At 35.2% G+C, this 24,548-nt stretch carries 27 protein-coding genes and 1 pseudogene; 11 read left to right on the forward strand and 17 right to left on the reverse strand.

Going from position 1 to position 24,548, the window contains the following annotated elements:
• Window positions 1-250 precede the first annotated feature (250 nt).
• From ACFXN8_RS22165 to ACFXN8_RS22195, 7 genes are all read left to right on the forward strand, one after another.
• Window positions 251-580, forward strand: coding sequence for a PadR family transcriptional regulator (locus ACFXN8_RS22165; protein WP_053482886.1), 330 nt, complete (start codon window positions 251-253; stop codon window positions 578-580).
• On the forward strand, window positions 577-984 hold the full coding sequence (locus tag ACFXN8_RS22170; protein ID WP_386847682.1) for a permease prefix domain 1-containing protein: 408 nt from the start codon (window positions 577-579) through the stop codon (window positions 982-984). Before ACFXN8_RS22165 ends, ACFXN8_RS22170 begins: the two co-directional genes overlap by 4 nt.
• A gap of 3 nt (window positions 985-987) precedes the next feature.
• Window positions 988-1,647, forward strand: a complete 660-nt coding sequence (locus tag ACFXN8_RS22175; RefSeq protein ID WP_386847683.1) for a hypothetical protein — start codon at window positions 988-990, stop codon at window positions 1,645-1,647.
• 38 nt (window positions 1,648-1,685) lie between these two features.
• Window positions 1,686-2,726: an alpha/beta fold hydrolase gene (locus tag ACFXN8_RS22180; RefSeq protein WP_376078850.1), complete on the forward strand. Its 1,041-nt coding sequence runs from the start codon at window positions 1,686-1,688 to the stop codon at window positions 2,724-2,726.
• 547 nt (window positions 2,727-3,273) lie between these two features.
• Window positions 3,274-3,687, forward strand: coding sequence for a MarR family winged helix-turn-helix transcriptional regulator (locus ACFXN8_RS22185; RefSeq protein ID WP_386847684.1), 414 nt, complete (start codon window positions 3,274-3,276; stop codon window positions 3,685-3,687).
• Window positions 3,688-3,848: 161 nt separating this feature from the next.
• Window positions 3,849-4,505: a hypothetical protein gene (locus ACFXN8_RS22190; RefSeq protein ID WP_376079086.1), complete on the forward strand. Its 657-nt coding sequence runs from the start codon at window positions 3,849-3,851 to the stop codon at window positions 4,503-4,505.
• Window positions 4,502-4,783: a hypothetical protein gene (locus ACFXN8_RS22195; RefSeq protein WP_386847685.1), complete on the forward strand. Its 282-nt coding sequence runs from the start codon at window positions 4,502-4,504 to the stop codon at window positions 4,781-4,783. The genes ACFXN8_RS22190 and ACFXN8_RS22195 overlap by 4 nt, the downstream gene beginning before the upstream one ends.
• Before the next feature lie 424 nt (window positions 4,784-5,207).
• Here the strand turns inward: ACFXN8_RS22195 and ACFXN8_RS22200 are convergent, their stop codons facing one another.
• The 5 genes from ACFXN8_RS22200 to ACFXN8_RS22220 form a co-directional block, all read right to left on the reverse strand.
• Window positions 5,208-6,689, reverse strand: a complete 1,482-nt coding sequence (locus tag ACFXN8_RS22200) for a malate:quinone oxidoreductase (protein WP_386847686.1) — start codon at window positions 6,687-6,689, stop codon at window positions 5,208-5,210.
• A 597-nt stretch (window positions 6,690-7,286) separates the two neighbouring features.
• Window positions 7,287-7,682: a MerR family transcriptional regulator gene (locus tag ACFXN8_RS22205; RefSeq protein ID WP_386847687.1), complete on the reverse strand. Its 396-nt coding sequence runs from the start codon at window positions 7,680-7,682 to the stop codon at window positions 7,287-7,289.
• Between the two features lie 6 nt (window positions 7,683-7,688).
• Window positions 7,689-8,006 carry a hypothetical protein gene (locus ACFXN8_RS22210; protein WP_386847688.1) on the reverse strand — a complete coding sequence of 106 codons (318 nt, stop codon included), beginning with the start codon at window positions 8,004-8,006 and terminating at the stop codon, window positions 7,689-7,691.
• A 140-nt stretch (window positions 8,007-8,146) separates the two neighbouring features.
• The gene (locus ACFXN8_RS22215; protein ID WP_386847689.1) at window positions 8,147-8,389 is read right to left on the reverse strand and encodes a hypothetical protein; all 243 of its coding nucleotides are present in this window, start codon (window positions 8,387-8,389) and stop codon (window positions 8,147-8,149) included.
• Between the two features lie 324 nt (window positions 8,390-8,713).
• On the reverse strand, window positions 8,714-8,863 hold the full coding sequence (locus tag ACFXN8_RS22220) for a hypothetical protein (protein WP_376076162.1): 150 nt from the start codon (window positions 8,861-8,863) through the stop codon (window positions 8,714-8,716).
• A 274-nt stretch (window positions 8,864-9,137) separates the two neighbouring features.
• On the opposite strand from ACFXN8_RS22220, the gene ACFXN8_RS22225 reads away from it, so the two are divergent.
• Window positions 9,138-9,629 carry a hypothetical protein gene (locus tag ACFXN8_RS22225; protein WP_386847690.1) on the forward strand — a complete coding sequence of 164 codons (492 nt, stop codon included), beginning with the start codon at window positions 9,138-9,140 and terminating at the stop codon, window positions 9,627-9,629.
• Between the two features lie 306 nt (window positions 9,630-9,935).
• Here the strand turns inward: ACFXN8_RS22225 and ACFXN8_RS22230 are convergent, their stop codons facing one another.
• The 3 genes from ACFXN8_RS22230 to ACFXN8_RS22240 all read right to left on the reverse strand — a co-directional run bounded on the left by ACFXN8_RS22230 (window position 9,936) and on the right by ACFXN8_RS22240 (window position 11,893).
• Window positions 9,936-10,205, reverse strand: coding sequence for a hypothetical protein (locus ACFXN8_RS22230; RefSeq protein WP_376076156.1), 270 nt, complete (start codon window positions 10,203-10,205; stop codon window positions 9,936-9,938).
• A gap of 484 nt (window positions 10,206-10,689) precedes the next feature.
• Complete coding sequence (locus ACFXN8_RS22235; RefSeq protein WP_376076153.1) at window positions 10,690-11,055, reverse strand: VOC family protein; 366 nt, start codon at window positions 11,053-11,055, stop codon at window positions 10,690-10,692.
• A gap of 40 nt (window positions 11,056-11,095) precedes the next feature.
• Window positions 11,096-11,893 carry an MBL fold metallo-hydrolase gene (locus ACFXN8_RS22240; RefSeq protein WP_386847698.1) on the reverse strand — a complete coding sequence of 266 codons (798 nt, stop codon included), beginning with the start codon at window positions 11,891-11,893 and terminating at the stop codon, window positions 11,096-11,098.
• A gap of 319 nt (window positions 11,894-12,212) precedes the next feature.
• Between ACFXN8_RS22240 and ACFXN8_RS22245 the strand changes: the two genes are divergently transcribed.
• Complete coding sequence (locus ACFXN8_RS22245; RefSeq protein WP_386847691.1) at window positions 12,213-12,530, forward strand: BRCT domain-containing protein; 318 nt, start codon at window positions 12,213-12,215, stop codon at window positions 12,528-12,530.
• A 308-nt stretch (window positions 12,531-12,838) separates the two neighbouring features.
• On the forward strand, window positions 12,839-13,261 hold the full coding sequence (locus ACFXN8_RS22250) for an exosporium protein C (RefSeq protein ID WP_376076144.1): 423 nt from the start codon (window positions 12,839-12,841) through the stop codon (window positions 13,259-13,261).
• 616 nt (window positions 13,262-13,877) lie between these two features.
• Here the strand turns inward: ACFXN8_RS22250 and rlmH are convergent.
• From rlmH to ACFXN8_RS22295, 9 genes and pseudogenes are all read right to left on the reverse strand, one after another.
• Entirely contained in the window at window positions 13,878-14,357 is a 480-nt protein-coding gene (gene rlmH / locus ACFXN8_RS22255; RefSeq protein WP_376076132.1) for a 23S rRNA (pseudouridine(1915)-N(3))-methyltransferase RlmH, read from the reverse strand.
• Between the two features lie 90 nt (window positions 14,358-14,447).
• A complete protein-coding gene (locus tag ACFXN8_RS22260) occupies window positions 14,448-14,612 on the reverse strand; it encodes a CxxH/CxxC protein (protein WP_386847692.1) in 165 nt (54 codons plus the stop codon).
• A 424-nt stretch (window positions 14,613-15,036) separates the two neighbouring features.
• Window positions 15,037-16,344: a S1C family serine protease gene (locus ACFXN8_RS22265; protein WP_376076127.1), complete on the reverse strand. Its 1,308-nt coding sequence runs from the start codon at window positions 16,342-16,344 to the stop codon at window positions 15,037-15,039.
• A 223-nt stretch (window positions 16,345-16,567) separates the two neighbouring features.
• Window positions 16,568-17,356 (reverse strand): MBL fold metallo-hydrolase, encoded by a 789-nt coding sequence (locus ACFXN8_RS22270; RefSeq protein WP_376076125.1) that lies wholly within the window; start codon window positions 17,354-17,356, stop codon window positions 16,568-16,570.
• Window positions 17,356-18,183: a two-component system regulatory protein YycI gene (locus tag ACFXN8_RS22275; RefSeq protein ID WP_386847693.1), complete on the reverse strand. Its 828-nt coding sequence runs from the start codon at window positions 18,181-18,183 to the stop codon at window positions 17,356-17,358. The genes ACFXN8_RS22270 and ACFXN8_RS22275 overlap by 1 nt, the downstream gene beginning before the upstream one ends.
• Window positions 18,170-19,489: a YycH family regulatory protein gene (locus tag ACFXN8_RS22280; RefSeq protein WP_376076120.1), complete on the reverse strand. Its 1,320-nt coding sequence runs from the start codon at window positions 19,487-19,489 to the stop codon at window positions 18,170-18,172. Before ACFXN8_RS22280 ends, ACFXN8_RS22275 begins: the two co-directional genes overlap by 14 nt.
• Window positions 19,486-21,354, reverse strand: a complete 1,869-nt coding sequence (walK, locus tag ACFXN8_RS22285; protein ID WP_376076118.1) for a cell wall metabolism sensor histidine kinase WalK — start codon at window positions 21,352-21,354, stop codon at window positions 19,486-19,488. The genes ACFXN8_RS22280 and walK overlap by 4 nt, the downstream gene beginning before the upstream one ends.
• Before the next feature lie 6 nt (window positions 21,355-21,360).
• A complete protein-coding gene (gene yycF, locus ACFXN8_RS22290; protein ID WP_049662630.1) occupies window positions 21,361-22,074 on the reverse strand; it encodes a response regulator YycF in 714 nt (237 codons plus the stop codon).
• Between the two features lie 737 nt (window positions 22,075-22,811).
• Window positions 22,812-22,974 (reverse strand): annotated as a pseudogene (locus ACFXN8_RS22295) (M23 family metallopeptidase); the annotation flags it as partial.
• 538 nt (window positions 22,975-23,512) lie between these two features.
• Between ACFXN8_RS22295 and ACFXN8_RS22300 the strand changes: the two are divergent.
• Window positions 23,513-24,325 carry a YitT family protein gene (locus tag ACFXN8_RS22300; RefSeq protein ID WP_376076172.1) on the forward strand — a complete coding sequence of 271 codons (813 nt, stop codon included), beginning with the start codon at window positions 23,513-23,515 and terminating at the stop codon, window positions 24,323-24,325.
• The last annotated feature ends 223 nt before the right edge of the window (window positions 24,326-24,548 follow it).

Here is a 24,548-nt window from a genome sequence, read left to right on the forward strand (position 1 = left end):
GTCCTGTGATAACGCCTTCGTGACCAACATCCTGTTGGCCCGAGACCCTGGAGCGAGCCTTGCGAGTGAAGCGGCTCATCGGACGCCCCCAGGAAAGCGCCCAGCCGGAACGGAAATCAACCACACGTTTTGATGATGATCCTTCTTAGCAGAAATATGGACGTATTTGGAAAAATTACTTTGACAGGTAGAGTAATGTTTGCTAATATTACTCTGACAGATAGAGCAATAAAAAATAAGTAGGTGACTTATGGTTCGAAGTGACATCATCCGCGGACACTTAGATTCCATTATTTTAAGGCTAATTTTAGAGAAAGATCGTTATGGCTATGAAATTTCTCAGGAAATAAGTATTCGCACAAATAATCGTTTTCAAATTAAAGAAGCAACTTTGTACGCAGTTTTTCAACGTCTTGAGAAAAAAGAAATTATTGAAGCCTATTATGGTGATGTTTCACACGGAGGCAAAAGAAAGTATTACCGTATTACCCCGTTAGGTAAAGCTTATTTAAATGAGCTAGTAAAAGAGTGGTCGGAAGTAAAAGAAATTATCGACTTATTTATGGAGGGCTTAGAATGAAAAAAATAAAAAATCATATTGATGAGCTTTTTAAAGACATTCCTCATAATGAAGAAACAAAGATGGTTAAACAAGAAATCATTCAAAATCTTGAAGAAAAAGTATTTTATTTAATGGATCAAGGGAAAGAACAAGAGGATGCCATCAACAAAGCCATCGTAGAGTTTGGAGATATTGAGGATTTAAAAAAGGAATTAGGCGTAAAGGAGCCTAAAAAGAAAAACATGGCTAAATTAAATTTAGAATTCTCTATATGGGGTAGTGGCTTAATAATTGCATTTTTTATTTTTATTAATCTTTACTATACACCACATACAATTTGGGCAATCTATCCGATCTTCGCAATATTATGGTGGCCTTTATCTATGTACTTCGTTTGGTCACGTAAGAAATGGAGGGAATAAAACATGAAGAACTTAATTAGCTTTTCAATTGTTGGCAGTTTGATGACAATGATTTTTTTAGGAATCGTCAATTATACGACATCACCCCAGGAAATTTGGTTTATTTACCCGTGCTTACTAGTTTTACTATGGCCCATTACTTTATTTTTCATGTCTAAAAGAATGTATAAACAATATTCTCTTGTTTGTAGTGCCATGATTATTGCTTTTCTTATCATTGAAAATTATTTATACTCACCTGATTATATATGGTTCATATATGCGGTTTATCCAATCATCTGGTGGCCAATTCTTATGTATTTAGAAGAAAAAGCAAAAACATTAAAAATTGCACTGATAGGCTGTGCAAGTACCATCATTTATTACTCCTTTTTAAATATCACTTTATCCCATCCATACCCTTGGGCGATCTATCCAGCATTTTTAGTAATTTGGTGGCCCTTAGCTTTATACCACGCACAAAGAAAAACGTTTGTAGCATTTTCTGTTACCGCTACAGTTCTTATCAGCATCTTTTTTATTACAGTAAATATTGTCTCTTCACCAGGAGTAATATGGGCGCTTTATCCAATATTTGTAGTCCTATGGTGGCCCCTTAGCATGTACTTTTATGTTTATAAAAGAAAAATGTACAATTCAACAACTCTTCCTAAAAAGGTCTAAAAATTCCGATTATATTTCATGTTCACAGGGGGCATTAGATGAAAAAGATAATGAAATTTATAAAATATACTGTAATCATTACAATCGTATTACTCATAACAGCGCTTTTATTCCCTACATGGACTTCCCATATTAAAGGTAATAACAGTGTAAGTGCATTAGAGCAAGTAAAGATAAATGGAAGTAATCATGAAGTTATGATACGTGGCAAAGATAAGGATAATCCCGTTATTATTTTTGTCCATGGAGGGCCTGGATGTTCAGAAATACCGTATGCCAGTAAGTATCAAAACTTATTGGAAAACAATTTTACGGTCGTGAATTACGACCAAAGAGCAAGCGGAAAATCATATCATTTTTTTGAGGATTATTCTAATCTTTCATCAGACTTACTCGTAGATGACTTATTGGCCTTGACGGAGTATATATCAGATCGTCTTGGCAAAGAAAAAGTAATATTAATTGGCCATTCTTATGGTACGTATATTGCAACTCAAGCTGCCTCTAAAGCTCCTGAAAAATATACAGCATATGTTGGAATTGGACAGATAAGTGATATAGTAGGAAGCGAAATTGACGGTTTGAACTACGTTATTCAGCAAGCAGAAAAAGCTGGCAATACAGATGATGTTCAATATTTACAAGAGTTAACTGAACAAATTAAAAATGGTGAGCTGATTACTCCACGGAATTATGTTGCAAAATATGGTGGATCTTCGAGACTTATTGATAACCCTGATGGGAATATCATAAATACTATGTTATTCAGTCGTGAGTATAACTTATTAGATGTGATTCGTTACAACTATGGGCTATCCTATTCTCAAAAAACTCTACTTGAGGAATTAACGAAAAACCAAAACCCATTACCTACTAAAGTAAAAAAACTTGAATTACCATTCTATTTTGTTATGGGTAAATATGATTATAACACTTCATCTAATGCAGCAAAAAAATACTTTGATATGATTGAAGCCGATAAAAAAGAATTTATTGCCTTTGAACAATCAGCTCATTATCCACAATTTGAAGAGAAGGAAAAATTTTATGAATGGATGCGCGATACTTTTATAAAATAAATGCAATTGTAATAATTTCATAATCTTGAATCCAGTCACATTATTAATGGGGATATTCTTACAATTTGTTTTTTTCAAGAAATTAATCTGCCCTATTTATTTAATAAGAGCGTGTTTTAATATATTTTTCATATGCCATGGATATAAGTTGATTGGAGTGGAGACTGGGCGACCCCTTGGGGATTAGCGATATAGAGGAACGAAGGCTAAAAGCATCACGTCCTGTGATAACGCCTTCGTGACCAACATCCTGTTGGCCCGAGACCCTGGAGCGAGCCTTGCGAGTGAAGCGGCTCATCGGACGCCCCCAGGAAGCTCTGCTCTGCGCGAAAGCGAAGCGTCAGCGGCAAAGCGCCCAGTCGGAACGGAAATCAACTAGACGTTATGGTGATGAGCCACTCATCTGGTTAATATCATTAATATAATCAAACTTTATTACAACAGCAATCGAAGTTATCGATATAGTCAATAGCAACGTTTGCTGTAGCCCACATTATTTATTTACTATATAATTTAGTTATTAAATATTTTAATGGGCAGTGATACTATGTCAAAAAATGAGCAATTGCACAATGTGGAAATCATTATGAAAGAGATGCTTGAAATACAGCATACATCGAAAATGTTTGTAAATCTTTTATCTGAGGGAGAATCATTATCTCAAAACCAACTAATCCTCCTACTTCAACTAAAAATTAATAGTGGTATGAAAGCAACAGAAATTGCTGAGTCCTTTAGTGTAACACCTGGAGCCGTTACATCAATGTGCGATAAACTAGAAAAGTTGGAATTAGTAGAGCGGATTAGAGAGAAAGAAGATCGTCGTGTTGTAAAAATGATTTTAACAAATAGCGGTGAATTGAAGGTTCAAGATTTATTTTTAAAGTTTCCACAAGAAAAACTGATAGACATGGCAAAAATATTGCGTGAGGTTAATCAGTTAATGAAAAAAATTTTTTAGGATTTCATAAAATTGAAATCCTTTTTTTATTGCCCAGAAAATACATAAAAGCTCATGGCAAATTTTTTGTTCTTGACAAAACAAAGCGACATATAATTTAATTAATATATATTTTAATCATTAAAATATATATTAATTAAATTAACATGAGGTGATTATCCGTGATTCAAAAGCTACGTACAGTAACCCTTACTAATGGCACTATTAAAGACTTAGCAGCAGACTGTGAGCAATTAAATATCCGTGGATTTGTTACTTTACATCAAGAAATACGCGTAAAAAAAATCTCTACTCATGGTCATAGTTCTTTTCATTCCCGCGTTGAAGCGCAGATTTTAAATAGTACAGGATCATGCTCTATAAAAGATTTTTGTGAAATTAATGAGATTAAAAATGCCGGGAGCTTAAATATGCGCAATGGGCGAGTAACAAAATTGAATAGTTCTGGGAAGTTGACCATTGAACAAAACTTACAAGCAGAACAGTTTCATGCAATCGGTCTTGTTCAAGCGAATGAAATAGAGGCTAAACATTTTCAATTAAAAATGTCTGGTGGAAATGAGATTGGAAAGCTTATTGCAGATGTGATACATGTAGAAAAAGATACGTTATCTATATCTTTTCTAAAGAAAAAGCTGAATTGTAAATATATTAAAGGTGAACAAATACATCTTTCCTATACAGATGCTGAAATCGTTGATGGAGATATTGTAGCAGTAGGCGATAATTGTCATATACAAACACTTTATTATACAAAAAGCTATTCGATTGCTAAAAACGCCAAGGTGCAGCAAATTATACGGAGGGAAAAGGAATGACATTCATAAAAATCATTCAAGGCTTTTTTTGCTCATTAGCCCTTCTCGTATTATCTATCCTCTATGCAGGGCTAGTCTTAAGCGCATTACTATCAATAGTAGCCGGCATTTTGCGAACATTCGGCTTGGAACAAATACAAATGAGCATTTGGAACGGTGTTGAGCTTCCGATCGCTTTCAGCATTCCTCTAGCACTCTTGGTTTCTTTGTTGCTGTTCTTTTGTTCAGTGTATATCAAACGCTCTATCCAATTTTGCTTTTCCAAGCTTAAATTTTAAAATAAGAAGCACACCTTTTGTTTGATAATAAAAGGTGTGCTTCTTATTTGTTTAATAATCATTAATTGAACACGAGGGTCTAATTCATCTCCCAAAAATGGAGCTCCCTCAAACTTTTTCAAATTCCTCAATTGCTATCTCTTCAACAATCGCTTGTTGTTCTTCATTAAGAGTCGAATACTTCGCCATATACTTCATTAGTATTTTTCTCATCATGCTGTCCATTCAACTATTTTCATTCAATCCTCGTGTATTTGTCATTAATTAATGCCTGTTTTAATATATTAGTTAATATGGATGAAAATTCTCACTGCAACTCCATTTGTTAAATAAAAAAATAGAACCTTCCATCCAAAATTAGAATGAAGGTTCTATTTTATTTTGTAGAAACAAACGCTTAAATCCTTTGTTTCTACATCTAATTTTATTTTAAACGAAGCGCTTCGTCTGTTGTTTCGTTAATTTCTTTAAGAAGCTCTGGATTTTCTACTAATGATTTGCCGTATGATGGGATCATTTCTTTAATTTTTGACTCCCACTCGTTAACATGTTGAGGGAAGCATTTATTGATTACCTCAAGCATAACGTGTACAGCAGTAGATGCACCTGGAGAAGCTCCAAGTAATGCAGCAATTGAGCCATCAGAAGCACTTACAACTTCCGTACCAAATTGAAGCGTTCCTTTACCACCAGCTTCAGTATCTTTAATAACTTGTACACGTTGACCAGCTACAATAATATCCCAATCATCGCTCTTAGCATTTGGAATGAAATCACGTAGCTCTTCCATACGTTGTTCTTTAGATAACATAAGTTGTTGGATTAAATATTTTGTTAATCCCATCTCTTTAACCCCTGCCGCTAATAACGTTGTAATATTATGCGGTTTTACAGAAGCAAATAAATCCATATTTGAACCTGTTTTTAAGAACTTAGGTGAGAAACCTGCGAAGGGTCCAAATAATAAAGATTTTTTGTTATCAATATAGCGTGTATCAAGATGCGGAACAGACATTGGTGGAGCACCAACTTTAGCTTTTCCGTATACTTTCGCATGATGTTGTTCAGCAACTTCTTGGTTTTTACATACTAAGAATAATCCACTGATTGGGAATCCACCAATATGTTTTCCTTCAGGAATACCTGATTTTTGTAGTAATTCTAGGCTTCCTCCACCAGCTCCAAGGAAGACAAATTTTGCTGTATGGTATTCCATTTTACAGCCATTTTTGTCGTGCACTCGTACTTCCCATGAACCATCGCTAGTACGTTTCATGCTTTCAACACTATGATTGTAGTTGATGTCAACGTCTTGAGTTTTTAAGTGGTCGAATAACATACGTGTTAATGCACCAAAGTTAACGTCTGTACCAGTGTCAATTTTTGTCGCAGCGATAGCTTCATCTGCTGGACGATCTTGCATAATAAGAGGAATCCATTCCTTTAGTTTTTCTGGGTTATCAGAAAATTCCATACCTTGGAATAAAGGATTTTTTGTCATCGTTTCATGACGTTTTTTTAGATACTCTACATTGTCTTTCCCTTGTACTAAACTCATATGAGGTAAAGGCATAATAAAGTCTTGTGGATTACTGATCAGTTGGTTGTTCACAAGATAAGACCAAAACTGTTTTGAAAGTTGGAACTGCTCATTAACTTTAATCGCTTTGCTAATATCGATTGATCCATCTTTTTTCTCTGAAGTGTAGTTAAGCTCACAAAGTGCCGCATGCCCAGTTCCCGCATTATTTAATTCGTGAGAACTTTCTTCACCAGCTTTATCGAGCTGCTCAAACACTGTAATTTTCCAATCTGGCGCTAATTCTTTGAGCATTGTCCCCAAAGTCGCACTCATGATTCCGGCACCAATTAAGATAACATCTGATTTAATTTGTCTGTTACTCATTTTTACCTTCCTTATATGTTAAGATTTGCAGAAAGGATGTAAAGCTCTCCTGCTTAGATGTCTCAGTAAGCCTAGGAGTAACCTAGGAGTACACCTTTTCTGTATCAATTATTACCTTATTGCAGTGTATCATAATTACATAAAGATTAAAATATCAACTATCTATATGAGAGTTATGTGCATTTTTCGAGCCTTCCCCTTAATAAATCAAGAGAAAAACCTCCTATTCCCTCACTAAGGATTCCAACCTTTATTTAAGCATTATGGAATAATCGACCTAAAATTGGCTAGCATTTTCATAAAATAATGAGGTTTTTTTAATTATTATATCTATATAATAACATAAAAATATGGAACCAGTCTTGTTTTTGCACCAGCTCCACTACATATAAAAATATATCGCACTATTTTCTAGTGTTATTTCATTTAGTCTAACCAAAGAAGTCAAATCTCATCCTATTCTTCGCTCAGTAAATAAATTAGCTAATGCAATCAATTTCTACTTTTCCCTATTATTAGTTAAGTACATGAAGGGAGAATATATTCGTCGTTTTCAGGATTTTAAAATAATACAGTGATTTTTATGAGAACACCTATCTAACCTTTATTTTTTTCTAATAGCTGCTCCATTTTATAATCAGCACGTTGTAAGACTTGCTTTATTTGTTTAATCTCTTTTTCTCTTTGAATCATCTGCTTATACTTATTTTGAAATAATATTTTCATCTTTTGAAGGTTTTGAATTTCCGCTTCTGTCAATTCATCATTTTCATCAGTATTTTGCGACCATTCAAACAGTATTTTAATTTCTTGAAGTGAAAAACCACACTGCTTTAATTTAAGAATCGTACTAATGATTTCGATATGATCCTCGTTATACTCACGATGTTTGTTATTTATTTCTGGATGTAATAGACCCATTTTTTCGTAATAACGGATAGTGTCTTTACTAAGACCAGTACATGTAGCAAATTCACCGATTTTTATGATCATCACCTACTAGTAAATAAATTTATAAACCATTAATAGCAGTATACAATGGAAGATGAAGCGAACGATATGGTGACTATATCTTAGCTGTTTATTTGTTACTAGCCCTTCTGCAACTGCTAATACATGTAACAGAACAAATTCAAGGATTAGTAACATCAGTACAAAAGCTTTGTTTGGTAAAAATATCGTTACAAGAATACTAACGGATAAGACCACAAATAAGAATATTCGTATTTGATGCCCATTCTCTTTCCATTGTTGCAAGCCTGAAATCCCTGTCAATAATGCGTATAACCCTATCAATACATAAGTAATAATAGCCATTCACATCACCCCATTCTTTTAATACTTTTACTTTAAAAGATGGAGTTAACTCCATGTCAACAGATTTCAGACGAGAAGCAATCATCTTCGGAACTATTACTGTTAGTACAAGTCAAAATATACCGCTGTTGCTAATTAAGTTAAAAGTCAAATATTTCACCAGAGTATACTTTTAATTGTTCAACACCAGTTTCCATTGCACTTTCTTCTGTATCCATTAGTGAAAAGCCTTGTGTGATAGGACTCCAATACTCATATGAATAGTCTTCATCCCACTCAAACCATCTGAAGATCTCTATTGTATAAAGACCGTCATTTCTTTTAATAATTTCAACCTTATATTCTTTACTTGGAGATAAAATTGCTTTTACAACTTCATTCATTGCCTCACCACCACTTTATCCTTTCATGACTTATTCTTTAAACACCCTTTCAATATTATGAAATTTTATCTTTTCTTCTTCTTTTCTATAATCCAAATCAAGTAACTTGAAGTGAAAATCATTGTTATAAACACTTTCAACTTCTTGTGTTTCGTAAAGCCATTCTTCAAATTCTGAGATACTAATATGTTCTTTATGTATTTGATAAAGCTGTTTTTGAATTTTTGCTTGAGATTAAATAAAGGAATTGGATAAAAATCCAATTCCAACTATGAATAGACTCGTTTTTTAGCCAGTCTTTGTGTCCTAGAAATGCAATTCTACTTAGAAAATATCAGCTAAATAGTTTTGAACAGATTCAGGTAATATTTGAAAGAATAATCCTTCATATTTGATATCGAGTATACCAGCAATGAAAATAATAATAATGATGAATATTAAAAGGAGTTTCTTATTTTTAGAAATCCACTTCAATAGGCTCCCCTCCTCTTAAAAATAACGTTTATAGTTTGCCAATTAAGTATATATTGATTCATGTAATATATAAACCTGTCCTTACAATCACTCTCTGTCACCCAAATTGGAGATGTTACATAAATTATAATGATGCTGTACTAAAAGTACTTATGATAAGATTGGTTTTCTTTTTATTATTGAATTCAAATCCGTTCCTTCGGGTAAACAATAATTAAACAGAACTTTTGTCTCACCAATAATTGATTGAAATTTTATAAAGAGAGGAATAACAATGGTAAACTTTAAATCATTTCGTGGTGTCGTTACGCAAATTGATGATTTCCCAATTGGGCAAAATGGAGAAAAGGAAGGCTGTTATAAACTTATGACAGTTGAAGATAGTACTCAGGGCATCGTCAATTTTGTCATCTCTCCTTCTACTTACTTTGTAAACCAAGAAATTGTGACTCCCGGCGATCAGGTTACTGGATATTATGATGGGAATGCACCTGTACCTTTAATATACCCGCCTCAATATCGAGCACTTGTTGTTGTAAAGGAAAATAACAATCAAAATGTTAAAGTCGACTTTTTTAATAATCAATTAGTGAGTAGTGATGGCCAATTGCAACTAAATCTTTCTGCTTATACACTTATCTTCCTCAAAAATGGGCAACCTTTTTCAAAAAGCCTAGCAAATCGAAACTTAATTGTGATCTATGGCCCTACTACAAGAAGTATCCCTGCACAAACCACACCGTATAAAATAATCGTTTGGTGTTAATTTAAGATTAGGAACATGTAGTTGATTTCCGTTCCAATTGGTACTGTCTAGGGGCGCCCCTATCCAATCAATGATATTCATGACATATGTAAATATCATTCCTACTTTCGTGATAACGCAAAATTAAAGCGAATATTAAAAATAGACAAAAAATATTTCCCGGGAAAGGTGCTCATCACCTCGGTATTAAGCTTATCCTTCACGATATTTCACATAAAAGCAAACAAAATTAATACAATTAAGCGGCTCAAGTCCTTTTAATTATAGGGCTTAAGCCGCTTAAAGCATTATTTTTATTTCTTCTGTCTACTGCTCGCCTTGCATTTCGTGTAATTGCTGCTTGATCTGCTCTAAGTATTCTTTATTTTGTTGGACTGTATCCAAATGCTCACCATATTCCTTTGCATTCGTAAATGCATTTTCTGCATGTTCGATTTGATTGAAAGCATGCTCAATCGCTATCTCCTCTGGATGTGACTTTACATGCTTCAACAAACGCTCCGCCTTTTGGACAGAGTTTCCAAACAAAGTGCTTGGATGATCCTTTTTCCAGCTCATATCTGAGTGCTTAGCCAATTTTGCCTCTTCCCTTCCTGCTAATTTGATAAAAAGCCTAGATATAGTATTGGAAAATGTGCAGAAAATATGTACGGATGAATTAGCGAATAACAACAAACTAAAAAATTGGCTCATCACCTTAACGTGTGGTTGATTTCCGTTCCGACTGGGCGCTTTCCTGGGGCGAAGGCGTTATCACAGGATGTGGTGGTTTTAGCCTTCGTTCCTCTATTGCTGATCCCCAAAGAGTCACCCAGTCGTAATGAAGATCAACTTATATACAAGGCATACGTCTTAACAAATTTCATCCACAACTTTTGGTGATAATACAAAAAATTCATTATTAAATAAAAGTTGAAAAATGGTGATTAGGATAAGATTTACTAAGTTGAATAGTATATTCTTAGGATGAAATAATATATGCGATTAACTCTAAAAAATGAAGTATTAAAGAGGCTGATAAAAAGTATAAAAGACCGCTCATTTATTTAGACGGTCTTTCTTAAACTTGCACCTCACTCATTAATGCATGAGTATTATCTTCTGAGTCTTTAAAAAATACCATCCATGTTTCTGTTTGTCCCATTCTCGCTACAACATGTGGTTCATCAATAAAAGTAACTTCTTTCCTTACTAAATCCTCATAAGTCTTACTGATATTTTCTACTTGAAAATAAATAATTGAACTGGAATAAGTAAATTCATCTTTTTCTGGGAGGCTTAACAAGAGTCGCAATCCATTACAATCAAAGAACGCCATGCTATCAGTATTAAATAAAAGTGAAAGTCCAAGTTTTTCTTTATAAAAATATATTGCTTTATCTAACTTTTTAACTGGGATTCCGACTTGTCCAACTTTTTGAATCATATTGATTTTCCTCCTCATTAATTGTAAGCACAATTCTTTCTTAAAATTCTTGATCAGCCATTTTCTTATTGTCAGTATGAATGCTTTTCATCCCTTCAAAAAATGAATATTCTTCACTTAAATAACTTTCTAACTCTCCATTATCATGAAGAAGCTGCTCTAAGTAATCCTTCGAACTGTTTATCCTTTTTTGAATTTCCTGTTGATTTTGCGTTGTCGTACCATGTCCAGGTATGTGGGTCGTTATGTGATGATTAAGCAAAATATTTTCAGCTTTATTGACCGTAATTACATAGTCTTTATAGTTGCTAAAAATAAACGGAAACTCAATATCTGACAAATAATCGCCAGACAGAAATAGACCAACAGGCTCAATAACTGTAAATAAACCATCATTCGTATGACCAGGTGCTTGATAAAATGTCATGGTAACGGAATCTAATTCTAATTTTTGCCCATCTTCTGAAACAACAATATCTACAGTTGGATATTTAGGTGAGTAACTTCTATTCAAATAATATCCTTGGTCAAATTGTTTAATTTTTTGCATGATGTCTTCTTTGTTAGGATTTTCATCAAATTGTTTAGAGGCAATTACCTTAGCTTCTGGGAATGCCCCAGACCCAATAATGTGATCAAAATCGCTATGTGTATAAATAATATATAGTTGTTTATCACCTTTAATCTCATTTATATAGCTCTTAATTTCTTCAATTTCAATAGGTAGCCAATTAGGATCTGTCATAATTACTGCTTCATTCGTTTGAATAATTACCGAGGTAGTCATATATAATGCACTTTGAAAAACTGTAATATTATCTTTTTGGAATTGAATCACCATGAACCATCCTTTTCCCCTTATTTTTCGTTTGCTAATGAGCTAGTTTGTTTAATAAGAAATTTTATTTTTTTGTCTGCTCTTATTCCATAGTTCGGGCAATATTTATAAAATCCTTCTTTTGGAAAAAAGTATGCGAAATCAATTTATTTTCATCTATTGATACAAGTATTCATGAAGAACGGATCTATATGATACTATTCTCCATGAATAGTTTAAATGTAGAGAGACATTCTTTTGTTACCTACATCCTATCGTATCAATCAATCTCATCTATAATTCAGGTAAAAATCTTTCATTTCAATTAAGGAGAGTAAACATGAACAACAATAAGGACAACACAGAAGTCATCTTACTTTCTGACCCATCCGAATGCTTGATGCATCCGTTTTATAATAAACAAATCGTCTTTACTGGGGCCCTTTCCACTATGACACGTTCAGAAGCTGCGAAAAGAGTACGAGCTTGTGGAGGGGTTATGCAAGGGGCAGTTACACAGGATACAGATTTCCTTATTCTTGGGAACAAACGTCGTGGTATAAGTACGAAACAATTAAAAGCTGAGAAATTGATTAGCCTTGGTCTAGACATTCAGATTATTATTGAAGATGATTTTATTTGGCTCATTTCAATGTAAAAAGAATATCTACCACATCTTTCAAAGAAGATTTGCCTCAAATATAAATTCATCTCATCTAAAAAGGTATGCAAAACAACTATGTTCACATACCTTTTCACATATTTTATTCCTCAAACTTATGAAAAACTTCTCCCTAATAAATCTACATGACTTTAATTTGAGAGCTTACACACAACAAATTTCAGTAGGGCTAAAACGGATTAACTAAACAAAGTTTAAAAAAATAGCACGGCTTAGTTTACTACACAATCGGAGCTCTAATATAGAACATATCTTATAGTATCCTAGCAAAAGGAGGTGATAAAATGGCGCAAGTTCTTGATTACCAAGCAACTGAACCTCTAAGTACGTTTAACCCAGAAACTGCTTTTCCAATTCCACAGGCTCCATTTAGAGTTCTTTTAGCTTCGATTCAAATAAACATCCCAGGCACCGCTTCAAGAAACAATAACGTTGAGCTACTTGCAAGCGTTGGTGTGACGGGAGTTACAAATATTTCTCAACTTGTATTTAGAATCTTCCGTAACGGGAAAGAAATCTATAATACTCAAAATGGCGCAGAATCAGCTGGTTCAGAACAAAACTATATCTTTACATTCCAAGCTATTGATTCCAACTTACCAGCTGGCGCTAGCTTCTATCAGGTTTTTGTTGAGAACATTACACCTAACACACAAGCAAATATTGTTGGACCGATTTCTTTTAGTGGCCTAGCAATAAAAAGTTAACGATAATAGCTCTGACTATGCATTGATTATGTTTATGCCCAGCGCAAATTTGTGGCATACATGATCGGTTTTTTTAGAGTGAGATGCATGTTTTAAAGCACATTATATAGGGATTAAAAATAATAAGCTGTATAGAAGTTAGTAAAAATCTAACTTTCTATACAGCTTATTTTATTCATTTATAACTTTCCTAATGTAAAATTTATTAGCTACAGAGGTTAAATGGTAACGTATACACAGAATACATAATTAATTAATATATCACAGGTTGCTATGCTATATTATATAAGTAGTAAACAGCAATTATTGACACCGAATAATGGTAATTTTAGATTGAACAAATTAGCGTTATTGGGTGCCAAACCCATTAGAGTTCTTCAGGAACAAAGAATTCTACCGCAGCATCTCCTTGTGAGATGTTGCCTTTTTTGTTTCCATGAAATTTTTTGGGGCTATCAATTAAAATCATAAACAAAAGCGCTTTGCCATAAACGTAAATAATAGCATTTTCAATGTTACCTTCTGCAGAAATTTATATTTTCTTACTCAATAAATTAAAACCACCTAAGACGTTGCAAATTTTCAACGTCCTAAATGGTCTTTTTTAAAACCGCACTTACTTATGATACGGTTCACCCTTCATAATCCTAAAACTTCTATAAATCTGCTCCACCAAAACAAGCTTCATTAGTTGATGTGGTAATGTCATCTTTCCAAAGGATTGTAGTTCATCAGCTCGTTTCAACACGTCCTCGTGTAAACCAAGGGATCCGCCGATGACGAACGCGATTTTGCTTTTGCCGTAGGTCATAAGGGATTCAAGATCTGCCGCCATTTGTTCTGAGGTTTTCATTTTGCCGTTAATAGCTAAGGCGATAACGTATGTATCTGGACCGATTTTAGATAGAATACGTTCACCCTCTTTTTTCTTGACGATTTCCATTTCTGCTTCGCTTAGCTGTTCGGGTGCTTTTTCATCTGGCACTTCGATTAGATCCATTTTTGCGTAGCCACCGAGACGTTTTACGTATTCGTCTATGCCCATTTTTAAGTACTTTTCTTTTAGTTTTCCGACTGATACAATCGTTATATTCACACGTTATCCACCTTTACATTTCATTTACAAACAAATTATCCACAAAAGTTATCAACATATCCACAATTGATTCCTATATCTTGTGTAAAGTTATTTACTTGATACAAGATATTCTGCAGGTAGTTCACAGTAGATACATTTTGTGGATAACTTTTTATCCTCTTCGACTTTATCCATAATCGGGAACTCTTTTTGCTCTGCCACAAACATGTCTAAAGCGTGTTCTATATGGTTTTCACAGCTGTATTTTTCCATTTTTGCACCTCTTCTTATTTTCCGAAATTTCCACAAACTTATTCACAATTCGGTCTATGTTATCCACAATCTATTGTAACAAAGGACAGGCAAGTATGGAAGAACAGGCTTCCTACCGCCACTCGCTGTGTTAATGTTATTATTCACAATTTTCTAGTTATCCACAATATTTTCTAAATCATTCTTAATAATTCAGTCGATGCCTCCGAATATTTTTTGGCTCATCACTATAATGTCCGGTTGATCTCCGCTCCGGCTGGGGCGTCCGATGAGCCCCAAGGAGTCACCCAGCCTCCACTACAATCAACTTATAAAAATGGCATATATTCTAACAAATATTAGCTCTAACTTTTGATGATAAATAATATTTTTTGATTCCACAAAAAAATCAGTGGAGATCATATAATCCCCACTGATTTTTAATTTACAATGAATCGCTATTTGTTAATGTTAGTGAGAGGTCCACTAATTTACCTTGGCGGTATACTTTCATCGTTAATTTATCACCAATTTTTTTGTCGTTATATAGATGTTTACGTAAATCGATTGCTGTTTCGATTTTTTGGCCATCCATTTCAACAATAACATCGTATTGTTGAACGCCTGCTTTTGAAGCTGGAGAGTTCGCCACAACTTCTGTGATAACAACACCTGTTGTTATGTCTCTTGGTAATTTTAACGTTTGCTGTTGGGTGAATGACGGAACATCTGTTAAGTTTGCTAATGAAATACCCATTGTTGGACGTTTCATTTCACCATTTTTCTCTAACTCCTCGATAATTGGAATTGCTGAGTTAATCGGAATTGAGAAACCTAAACCTTCAACAGAAGATTCCGCAATTTTCATGGAGTTAATGCCGACTAATTCACCAGCAATGTTTACAAGTGCACCACCACTATTACCAGGATTGATAGCTGCGTCTGTTTGTAATACTTCTTGCTGCCAATCTATAGTGCCATCATTGTTTATGTCAACTGGTACAGAACGATCCTTACCAGAAACAACACCTGTAGTAACAGAACCATAGAATTCTAAGCCGAGTGGGTTACCAATCGCAATTACTGTTTCACCTTGTTTTAATACATCTGAGTTACCAAATGTCGCTACTGTCTTAACATCTTTAGAGCTGATTGAAATGACTGCTAAGTCTGTCCAAACATCGTGGCCAACTAATTGTGCTACTTCTTTCGTACCATCTGGCATTGTTACTTCTAACTGCTTTGCACCTTCAATAACATGGTTATTTGTCACGATAAAGGCTTTATCACCTTGAACTTTGTAAATAACACCTGAACCGCTTCCTGCAGCCTGTTCTGTTGAAGATTGCGAACTCCAGAATCCGCCACTTGATACTTCTTGAATATTTGTGATCCCTACAACAGCATCTGAAGCCTTATCTACTGCTTTCGTAACATCAGTTGTCACTTCTGTTGCAACTTGATTAATGGTCGTTTCATTTTTATTACCATTACCTGTGCTACTTGTCGTTGTACCTGGCATTTGATTGACAAGTCCAGGCATCATGAGCCAAACGAGTAAAGCACCTATGATGACACCAATAAGACCAGTGAAAAAATAACCACCCTTACCTCCGCCACCGCCTTTCTTTTTATGACGCTTCTCTTGCATTTCTCGCTCCTCTTGATCGAGTCGCTCCTGAAGAGGTGACTTCTGTATTTCATCATTTTTTAATAGATCATTGTTTTTATCATCATCTTGAAAATAGCTCATTCTCCTCATCCTTTCCCTTATCAGTATTTGTTAGTTGTTACTCTAATATTACAATTCAAACATTAAAATCAGATGAAAAATAAATAAAATGGACATAAAAATGGCTGTTCAATCACATTTTATATAAAATGTGATTGAACAGCCCCATTAAAGCTTCATTTTTTTATTGTATAATGTCGAAATTATTAACTCTCGCTAAGCCAAAAACATTTATTGAAAGAAGTTAAACAGTTACTAATTTCGTCGGCTCTTCTGCATCTGTATCAAGTAAATTTAAATACTCTCCGGCAATAATGCCGCAGGATTGCAAAGTTTGTGTGACACTCATGCGCGCAAGCTCTTTCATATTATTATCTTTACTTAAATGTGATAAATAAATATTCGTTGGTTTTTCAAATACTACCTCACTCATTGCTATAGCTGCATCCTCATTTGAAACGTGCCCTACATCACTTAAAATACGACGTTTGATAGACCATGGGTAGCGTCCCATTTGCAGCATATTCACATCGTGATTACTTTCAAATACAAAGGAATCAGCACCTCGAATGATACCCTTCATACGGTCGCTAACATAGCCTGTATCCGTAATAACAACAAGCTTACGCCCGTTTTCATGGAAACTATAGAACATTGGATCTGCTGCATCATGTGATACGGCAAAGGATTCAACGGCTAATGAACCAAAATGCTTTACAGTATCCATGTCAAATTCAAAACGTTGCTCTAAAGGTATTTCACCAACTAGCCCGTCCATCGCCTGCCATGTTTTGTTGTTTGCATAAATAGGTACATTATATTTCCGTGCCAATACACCTATTCCTTTAATATGATCACTATGCTCATGCGTAACGAAAATGCCACTTAGTTGTTTCATATTGCGGTCGATTTTTGTAAATAGTTGCTCCATCTTTTTGCCACTGAGACCAGCATCGACAATAAATGCGTGATCTTCATTCTCTACATAAATCGAATTTCCTGTACTGCCACTTGCTAAAACACTAAATCGCATTATTCAACTCCCCAGTCTTCCTCTTCGCCTTTTTGCTTGTCTCCTTGGATTTCGATAATTTTCCCATCAATAGCATCAACGAAGTGCTCTTCTATTTCTCCGTCCGATAATTCCACTTGTACTTCCCATGTTGGTATCAACACTTGCGTTTGCGTTAAATTACTAAATGTCGAGTAACCTAACTTCACTTGCTTAATACTTGATTCTGACTTTAATAGCCCTTTATTATAAAGTGTTTGGAAAATTTGAAGTGGTGGAATGACAGTTTCCTGTTGCTCCATTTCTTCAATATTATCAATCATTGTCTGCTCATACATTATCACTTCGTTATCCATATTCCAGTGTACTTTTAATACAGCACTATCATTGTAATAGAACATTCGATTATTTTTCTTCTGGAAGAAGACTGCGACTCGTTCCTCACGGTCTACCTTCCATAATGCATAAGAATCTCCATTTTTAACGTTTGTGTGGACAAAATCGATAAAACTTGCATCATCATCAATATTTCGTAATTTCACAGGATTGACAAAAACAGCACTTATTTTTGTATGTGTCTCGTCCGTGAAACTCACTTTCTGATTATCATCAGGAGCAGTATTTTTAAAAATATGCACTTCGCCTGTAATGTAAGTAGCAGACTCGTTACTATTAGGCAGTGGTCCATACGTAATATTATCATCTTTTAAACGGGCTTCTATTGTTTTTTCACCTAGTATTTCTACGCTCTGCGCTTCATTATAACGATCTAAATACAGCCAATACAAGAAGATATTTAAGATTAAAAAAACGAATATAAAAATAGATTTTGTTCTATTCCAATCCATTTTTGACACCCCCTACTATTTCAGGCGTCAGTTTCGTGGATACACCGTTACGAATTACAAACCAGCACGGCTCTAATGTCACTATTGTGCTTTGATCAGGAGTCAAATAGAAACCCACAACAATGTCATCTATATCTGATAAAGTAATGTTATTTAGCTTTTTAATCTGTTCAACAATTTCCGATCCTGACGGAAGTTCTTTCATCTCTCTTTCGGATGGAATATCTTTCTCAAAAGAAAAGTATGGACGTTTGTAGACGAAAATACGATTATCTCCCCAAACGGTTGAAATTCGATTTATAGTCTGTTCACTATAAATCGGTAATCCATGTAAATATAGCTGATAATCTAATTGGTTATTGCTTGTACTTGTTGATACATAGCGATAATCATCTGTAAAGCCTCCATGTTCATTGATAAATTCAAAACTATCCGTCAAGAGCTTGGAAGGTGCTATTCTTATACTACTTTCTGCAGCAGGATATACATAGGTCAATGATTTCAATTTTGAATCAAGCACCATCCGTGACATTCCATCTTGATATCTTTCAGTAGTTGTACTTTCATCAGTGCGCCGGACACTTTTTAGATTTGTAAATACTACATTTTTAAACAATTCAGGTTTCTCTTCGATAAAATACGTATACTTTGCTGATTCAATTTTATCGTTTGCAATATATAGTGAGGTAAAACCATCTCGCTCCACCTCTGTAAAAGTACCATATGTTTTCGCTGGCTCAATAATATTTCGTACAAACTGATTAGCATTTTCTAGACTTACATGCGAACGCATCAATGATTCATTATTGCCACTAATGAAAAACACCTGTAACTCTTTGTTACTATACTTACTCCAATCTATAATCATACGATTAAAGGTTGTTTCAGGTAACTCCTTATCGGCGAACTGAAAAATTGAGTTAAAGGCAGAGTAAGGAATCTCACCAGTAAAAAAGACAGTCATACAATTATTAGTACGAATCATCTCGTTTACAGAGTCGGCCGTAAGATTATTGTTTACAGGCATTAAATCTAGAATATTCCACCCCTCAAATGTTTGCATAATATCTTCCATGACGCCATTAGAAACTGTTCCGGTAAATTCCTTATCAAAACGGTAAATAGCTTTATATGGACGAATGACATCCGCCATTTTTTTTTGTGGACCAATCAGGATTTCTTTTCCTTCAGTCTGTTCAATATATTTATAATCTGGCGTGTATGTCCAAATCATAAAAGTTAAAACCACACTTAGCACAACGAGTAGGAATAATACAACGGATTTAACTGGTTCTATATATTTCATTCCCACTCACCTGCCTCGTCAAAATCATCTAAATTAAGTAGTAATGTGAAGAACACCGTTGTTCCATGTCCTTCCTCACTTTCGGCCCATATTTTACCATCATGAGCTTCAATCATTTCCCTGGCAATAGCTAGACCTAGGCCAGTACCTCCCATAGATCGTGCTCGAGCTCGATCTACTCGGTAGAAACGGTCAAAAATACGTCCAACATTTTCCTTAGGAATTCCCATACCATCATCAGAAATCATAACCTTTAGCATGTCTCCTTGCACTGTAAAGCCAAAGCGAATATTGCCTCCATCTGGTGAATACTTAATAGCATTGGAAATGATATTATCGATAACCTGTGTCACCTTATCCGTATCAATTTCTACATAATAAGAAGCTTCTGGTAATAAACGTTCAAATCTCACTTTGTCTGACTTAGACATTTCAAAACGATCGATAATACGGTTAAAGAATGAATTGAATAGAACAATGTCTTTATTCAACTCATAATCTGAACTATCCATTCGTGATAACTGCAATAAGTCATTCACTAAACGAATCATACGCTCTGTCTCTGTTTGTGTAACATTCAAAAATGTTGGAGCAATATTTTCATCTTTCCATGCACCATCAGCTAACGCTTCTAAATAACTACGCATCGTCGTTAATGGTGTCCGTAATTCATGTGACACATTCGATACAAATTCTCTACGATCCATCTCTATTTTTTCCTGCTCCGTAATATCATGCAGTACAGTAATGAGCCCATTAATAAAGCCTGTTTCTTTTTGAATAACCGAGAAATTCGCACGTAAAATATACGGTGCGTCTGCCGTACTGAAATTTAAATTCACCGCATCATTCATATGAATTAAATCCTCAAAACTATACTCTTGGTCAATACCTAAAACAGATGCAATTGGACGACCTAATGTAATATCTCTTGAAATATGCAGCAGTTCTAGCGCAGGATCATTAATAAGAATGATGCGCCCTTTTCGATCTGTCGCAATAACACCATCCGTCATATTACTAAGGACCGAATCGAGCTTTCGCCGCTCTGCCTCCGTAGTAGATTGCGCCTCCTGCAAGCGATTCGTTAAATGATTAAAGGTTATCGCAAGTTGCCCTATCTCATCTGTACCATAAACCCGCACTTTTCGAGAATAGTTACCCTTTGCCATCGCCTGTGCCTGCTTACGCATATCTGAAATTGGCTGTGTAATTGTTCGTGCCACTAAAATTCCTAAAAAGATAGTAATCACCAAGGACACAGCCGTACCCCCAAGGAAAATACGGTTAATTTCATTCACTTGTTCAAAAACAGATTCAATATTAGCTTCAATGTAGAGTACCCCTATGATTTCATCATCAGGACCTGCACCATCTCGAATTGGCGAAGCTAACACCCACACTCGATTTCTTGTTTTATTATCAAGTTTAATGTTTTCAAATAAAGTTTCCGCAGAGATTGCACGGCGCACGAGATCATTATTCGAGCGCTGTCCAATCAAACTTTGATTGTCTACCTCAGATGTGGCGCGAATACGCTGTCTATTATCGATGACACGGATTCCTAAAATATCTCCATCAGAAACTTCCTTCAACCCCGTAGAAAACTCCATAACAATCGTTTTCAAGCTCTCTTCAAGAGATGGCATACTACTTTCATCGCGCTCTTTTAACATTTCTTCACGAATGCTATATTGCATCAAATCGACACGTTGAAAAATGGATTCTCGGAAGTTTTCTTTTAAATTTTGCTCTAATTCACGCGCAAAATAGATTCCTATTATTTGCAAAGCAAGTAGGATTAGTAAAATGTAAATTAGTACTAGCTTGACATGAATTGATTTAAAGAAGCTAACTTTCTGCATTCCTTTTTACTCCTGTTCAGGATTTCGTAAATAATAACCTACACCACGACGTGTGACGATCCAAGCCGGATGACTAGGATTGTCCTCTATTTTTTCCCGTAAACGACGAATTGTTACATCTACTGTTCGTACATCGCCGAAATAGTCATAACCCCACACAGTTTGCAGTAAATGTTCACGCGTCATTACTTGACCGATATGCTTACCTAGGTAATGTAATAATTCAAACTCCCTATGCGTTAGTTCAATTGCCTCATCACGTTTCAATACTAAGTAAGCGTCTGGCTGAATAACAAGAGAGCCAACTACAATTTCATTGGATTCTTCCTCGACCTCTTCAGCAGTAGGAGCTACTACCTGTAAGCGACGCATATTTGCCTTTACACGCGCAATAAGCTCTCGTGTACTAAATGGCTTCGTCACATAATCATCTGCGCCCATTTCTAATCCTAATACTTTATCAATCTCAGAACCTTTTGCCGTTAGCATAATGATAGGAAAATCATATTTTTTTCGTACTTCTCTACAAACTTCCATCCCATCACGTTTGGGTAACATTATATCTAAAAGCATTAAATCAGGCTGCTCTTCCTCAACCTTCTCTAGTGCTTCATCTCCATCATAAGCACAAATAACTTTGTAACCCTCTTTTATTAAATTAAACTGTAAAATATCTGCGATTGGTTTTTCATCGTCAACAACTAAAATGGTTTTGTCCATATTTTCTCTCCCTTTCGCTTTTTATCTATTTTTAAACGATTTGTATTTATCAATTATGCCTCGGCATAATTGCGTCCGGATTCGGCTTTGTGCTTAGGCCTGCACGAGGGCCGACACGATGTCGGTCATTTCGGTAATGCCACAGGACGTGGCGTTTTTACCGATGCAGGTCAGTTAGCCGTTATCGCATGGATGCGATGATTTTAGGCTAACATCCTTTAAGCACTCCTTTCCGAATCCGTGACATCCGCCAGAGGTTTTGGGCCAACGTGATGTTGGTCACTCAGTCGTTACCACAGGACGTGGCGTTCTTAGACTGAGTTCCTTTATTTCAGCAGACACCCACTGAAAAATAACTTCAATTCGCATTCAACTCCCTACCTTTAGAGGTGGGAGACTTTTGTAACTGCCGCTTCGCTTTCGTTCCAAAACACTTGTAACTGCCGTTTCACTTTCGTTACATAAAACATTTGTAGCTGACGCTTCGCTTTCGCTACCAAAACACTTGTAACTGTCGTTTCACTTTCGTTACATAAAACATTTGCTGAAATTAGTTAAAGTCACTACTCTAACTCTACCATGCTTTTAGCTTCTATGCATTATTCTAAATCCTAAGACATTTTACGATATTGTCTCGAACTATATTTCGACAAATATTTCTTGGGAAATAACATAGATTTATATACAGCATATACAAAAAGACAGCCCTATTTTGGACTGTCTTCTATTCGAACTGATTAACGCCCTACATATGTTAATGGATTTTTTAACGAACCATTTTTTAACTTCAAAGTGTAGATGTGTACCTGTTGAATTTCCAGTAGAGCCCATAATACCTATAACAGAACCTTTTCCTACTTCTTGTCCTACTGTCACTTTAATTGAAGATAGGTGTCCGTAAAAGCGAATCTACTGTTTTTTTCTTTTCTTGACCAAGACGAACTCAACAACAAAGGCAATCCCAATTTCAGCCTATTGTAGTATTAATTACCCACAATGGTTTTTGCACTAATATACTGTACCATAAAGAAAATACGATAAGATTGTTTTCATCTTTTTGTAATGGAAATGTATTATTTCTCTACTAATTGTTACATAATCCCTATTTTTGTAGCTATTAATAAAAATAATTTCAGACGTGGATTTTTGCTCCAGTCGGGTATTTTCAGAGGATGTCTGCTGTGGATCCACTCCAAAGCAATTGGTTAAATTCTTTCAATAAATTTGTAATGTTGGAGAAAAACGTAGTATTTCATTTGTTTTTAGTATGATTTTAGACTTATTGCTTTTTACTTTTTTAATATTCCGATAAAATAGAACAGAGATATACTAGATTGGAGCGATTAATTTGAATGATTCACAAACCTCTGGAATAACCCCTAAAGTAAAAAAGCCCCAAAGTAAGAAGATTGTTCGTAAACTTATACTTAGGACCATTATGGTGTCATTAGGTGCAGTCATTATGGCACTGGGGCTGGAGCTATTTTTAGTACCAAACAACATTATGGATGGTGGAATCGTAGGCGTTTCCATTATCACTTCTCATTTATTAAATTTACCTCTTGGTATTTTCATCTTCATTTTAAACCTACCTTTTATCTTTTTAGGCTATAAACAAATTGGTAAAACTTTCGCACTTTCATCAGGACTCGGAATTACAGTACTCTCATTAACAACACTTTTCTTACATAATCTAAACCCGTTTACTCAGGATACGCTATTGGCCACAGTTTTTGGAGGCATGATTTTAGGTATTGGTGTCGGCATCGTCATTCGTTACGGTGGTTCGTTAGATGGAACAGAAATTTTAGCTATTTTATTTAATAGAAAAACACCGTTCTCCGTTGGTGAAATTATTATGTTCTTCAATTTACTCATCTTTACGGTAGCGGGATTTGTGTTCACATGGGAACAAGCCATGTACTCTATCCTGGCATACTATATTGCCTATAAAATGATTGACATCGTCATTCAAGGAATGGAGGAATCTAAATCTGTTTATATCATTAGTGATGAAATTGATGAAATTGGGCAGACCATTATGGACCGACTTGGTCGAGGTGTAACCTTCCTTCACGGTGAGGGGGCTTATACGGGTAACGATAAAAAAGTTATTTTTACCATCATTACTCGATTAGAAGAATCGAAGCTTAAATCAATCGTTGCTGAAATTGATGATCATGCATTCCTAGCAATTGGTAATATTGCAGAAGTTAAAGGTGGTCGCTTCAAGAAGAGAGATATTCACTAATGACAAAAAGGTCGTACCGTATATGGTACGTCCTTTTATGGTTGTTGAAATACTATTTCACCAATAAAATTAAGTATGGCTCTTCGGCAAAACGAGGGGTCGATTTCCGTTCCGACTGAGCGCTTTGTTGCTGCCGCTTCGCTTTCGCACAGATAAAACATTTGTTGCTGCCGCTTCGCTTTCGCACAGAGCAAAGCTTCCTGGGGGCGTCCGATGAGCCGCT

The sequence above is a fragment of the Lysinibacillus sp. NPDC059133 genome, from assembly GCF_042755925.1.
Taxonomy (GTDB): domain Bacteria; phylum Bacillota; class Bacilli; order Bacillales_A; family Planococcaceae; genus Lysinibacillus.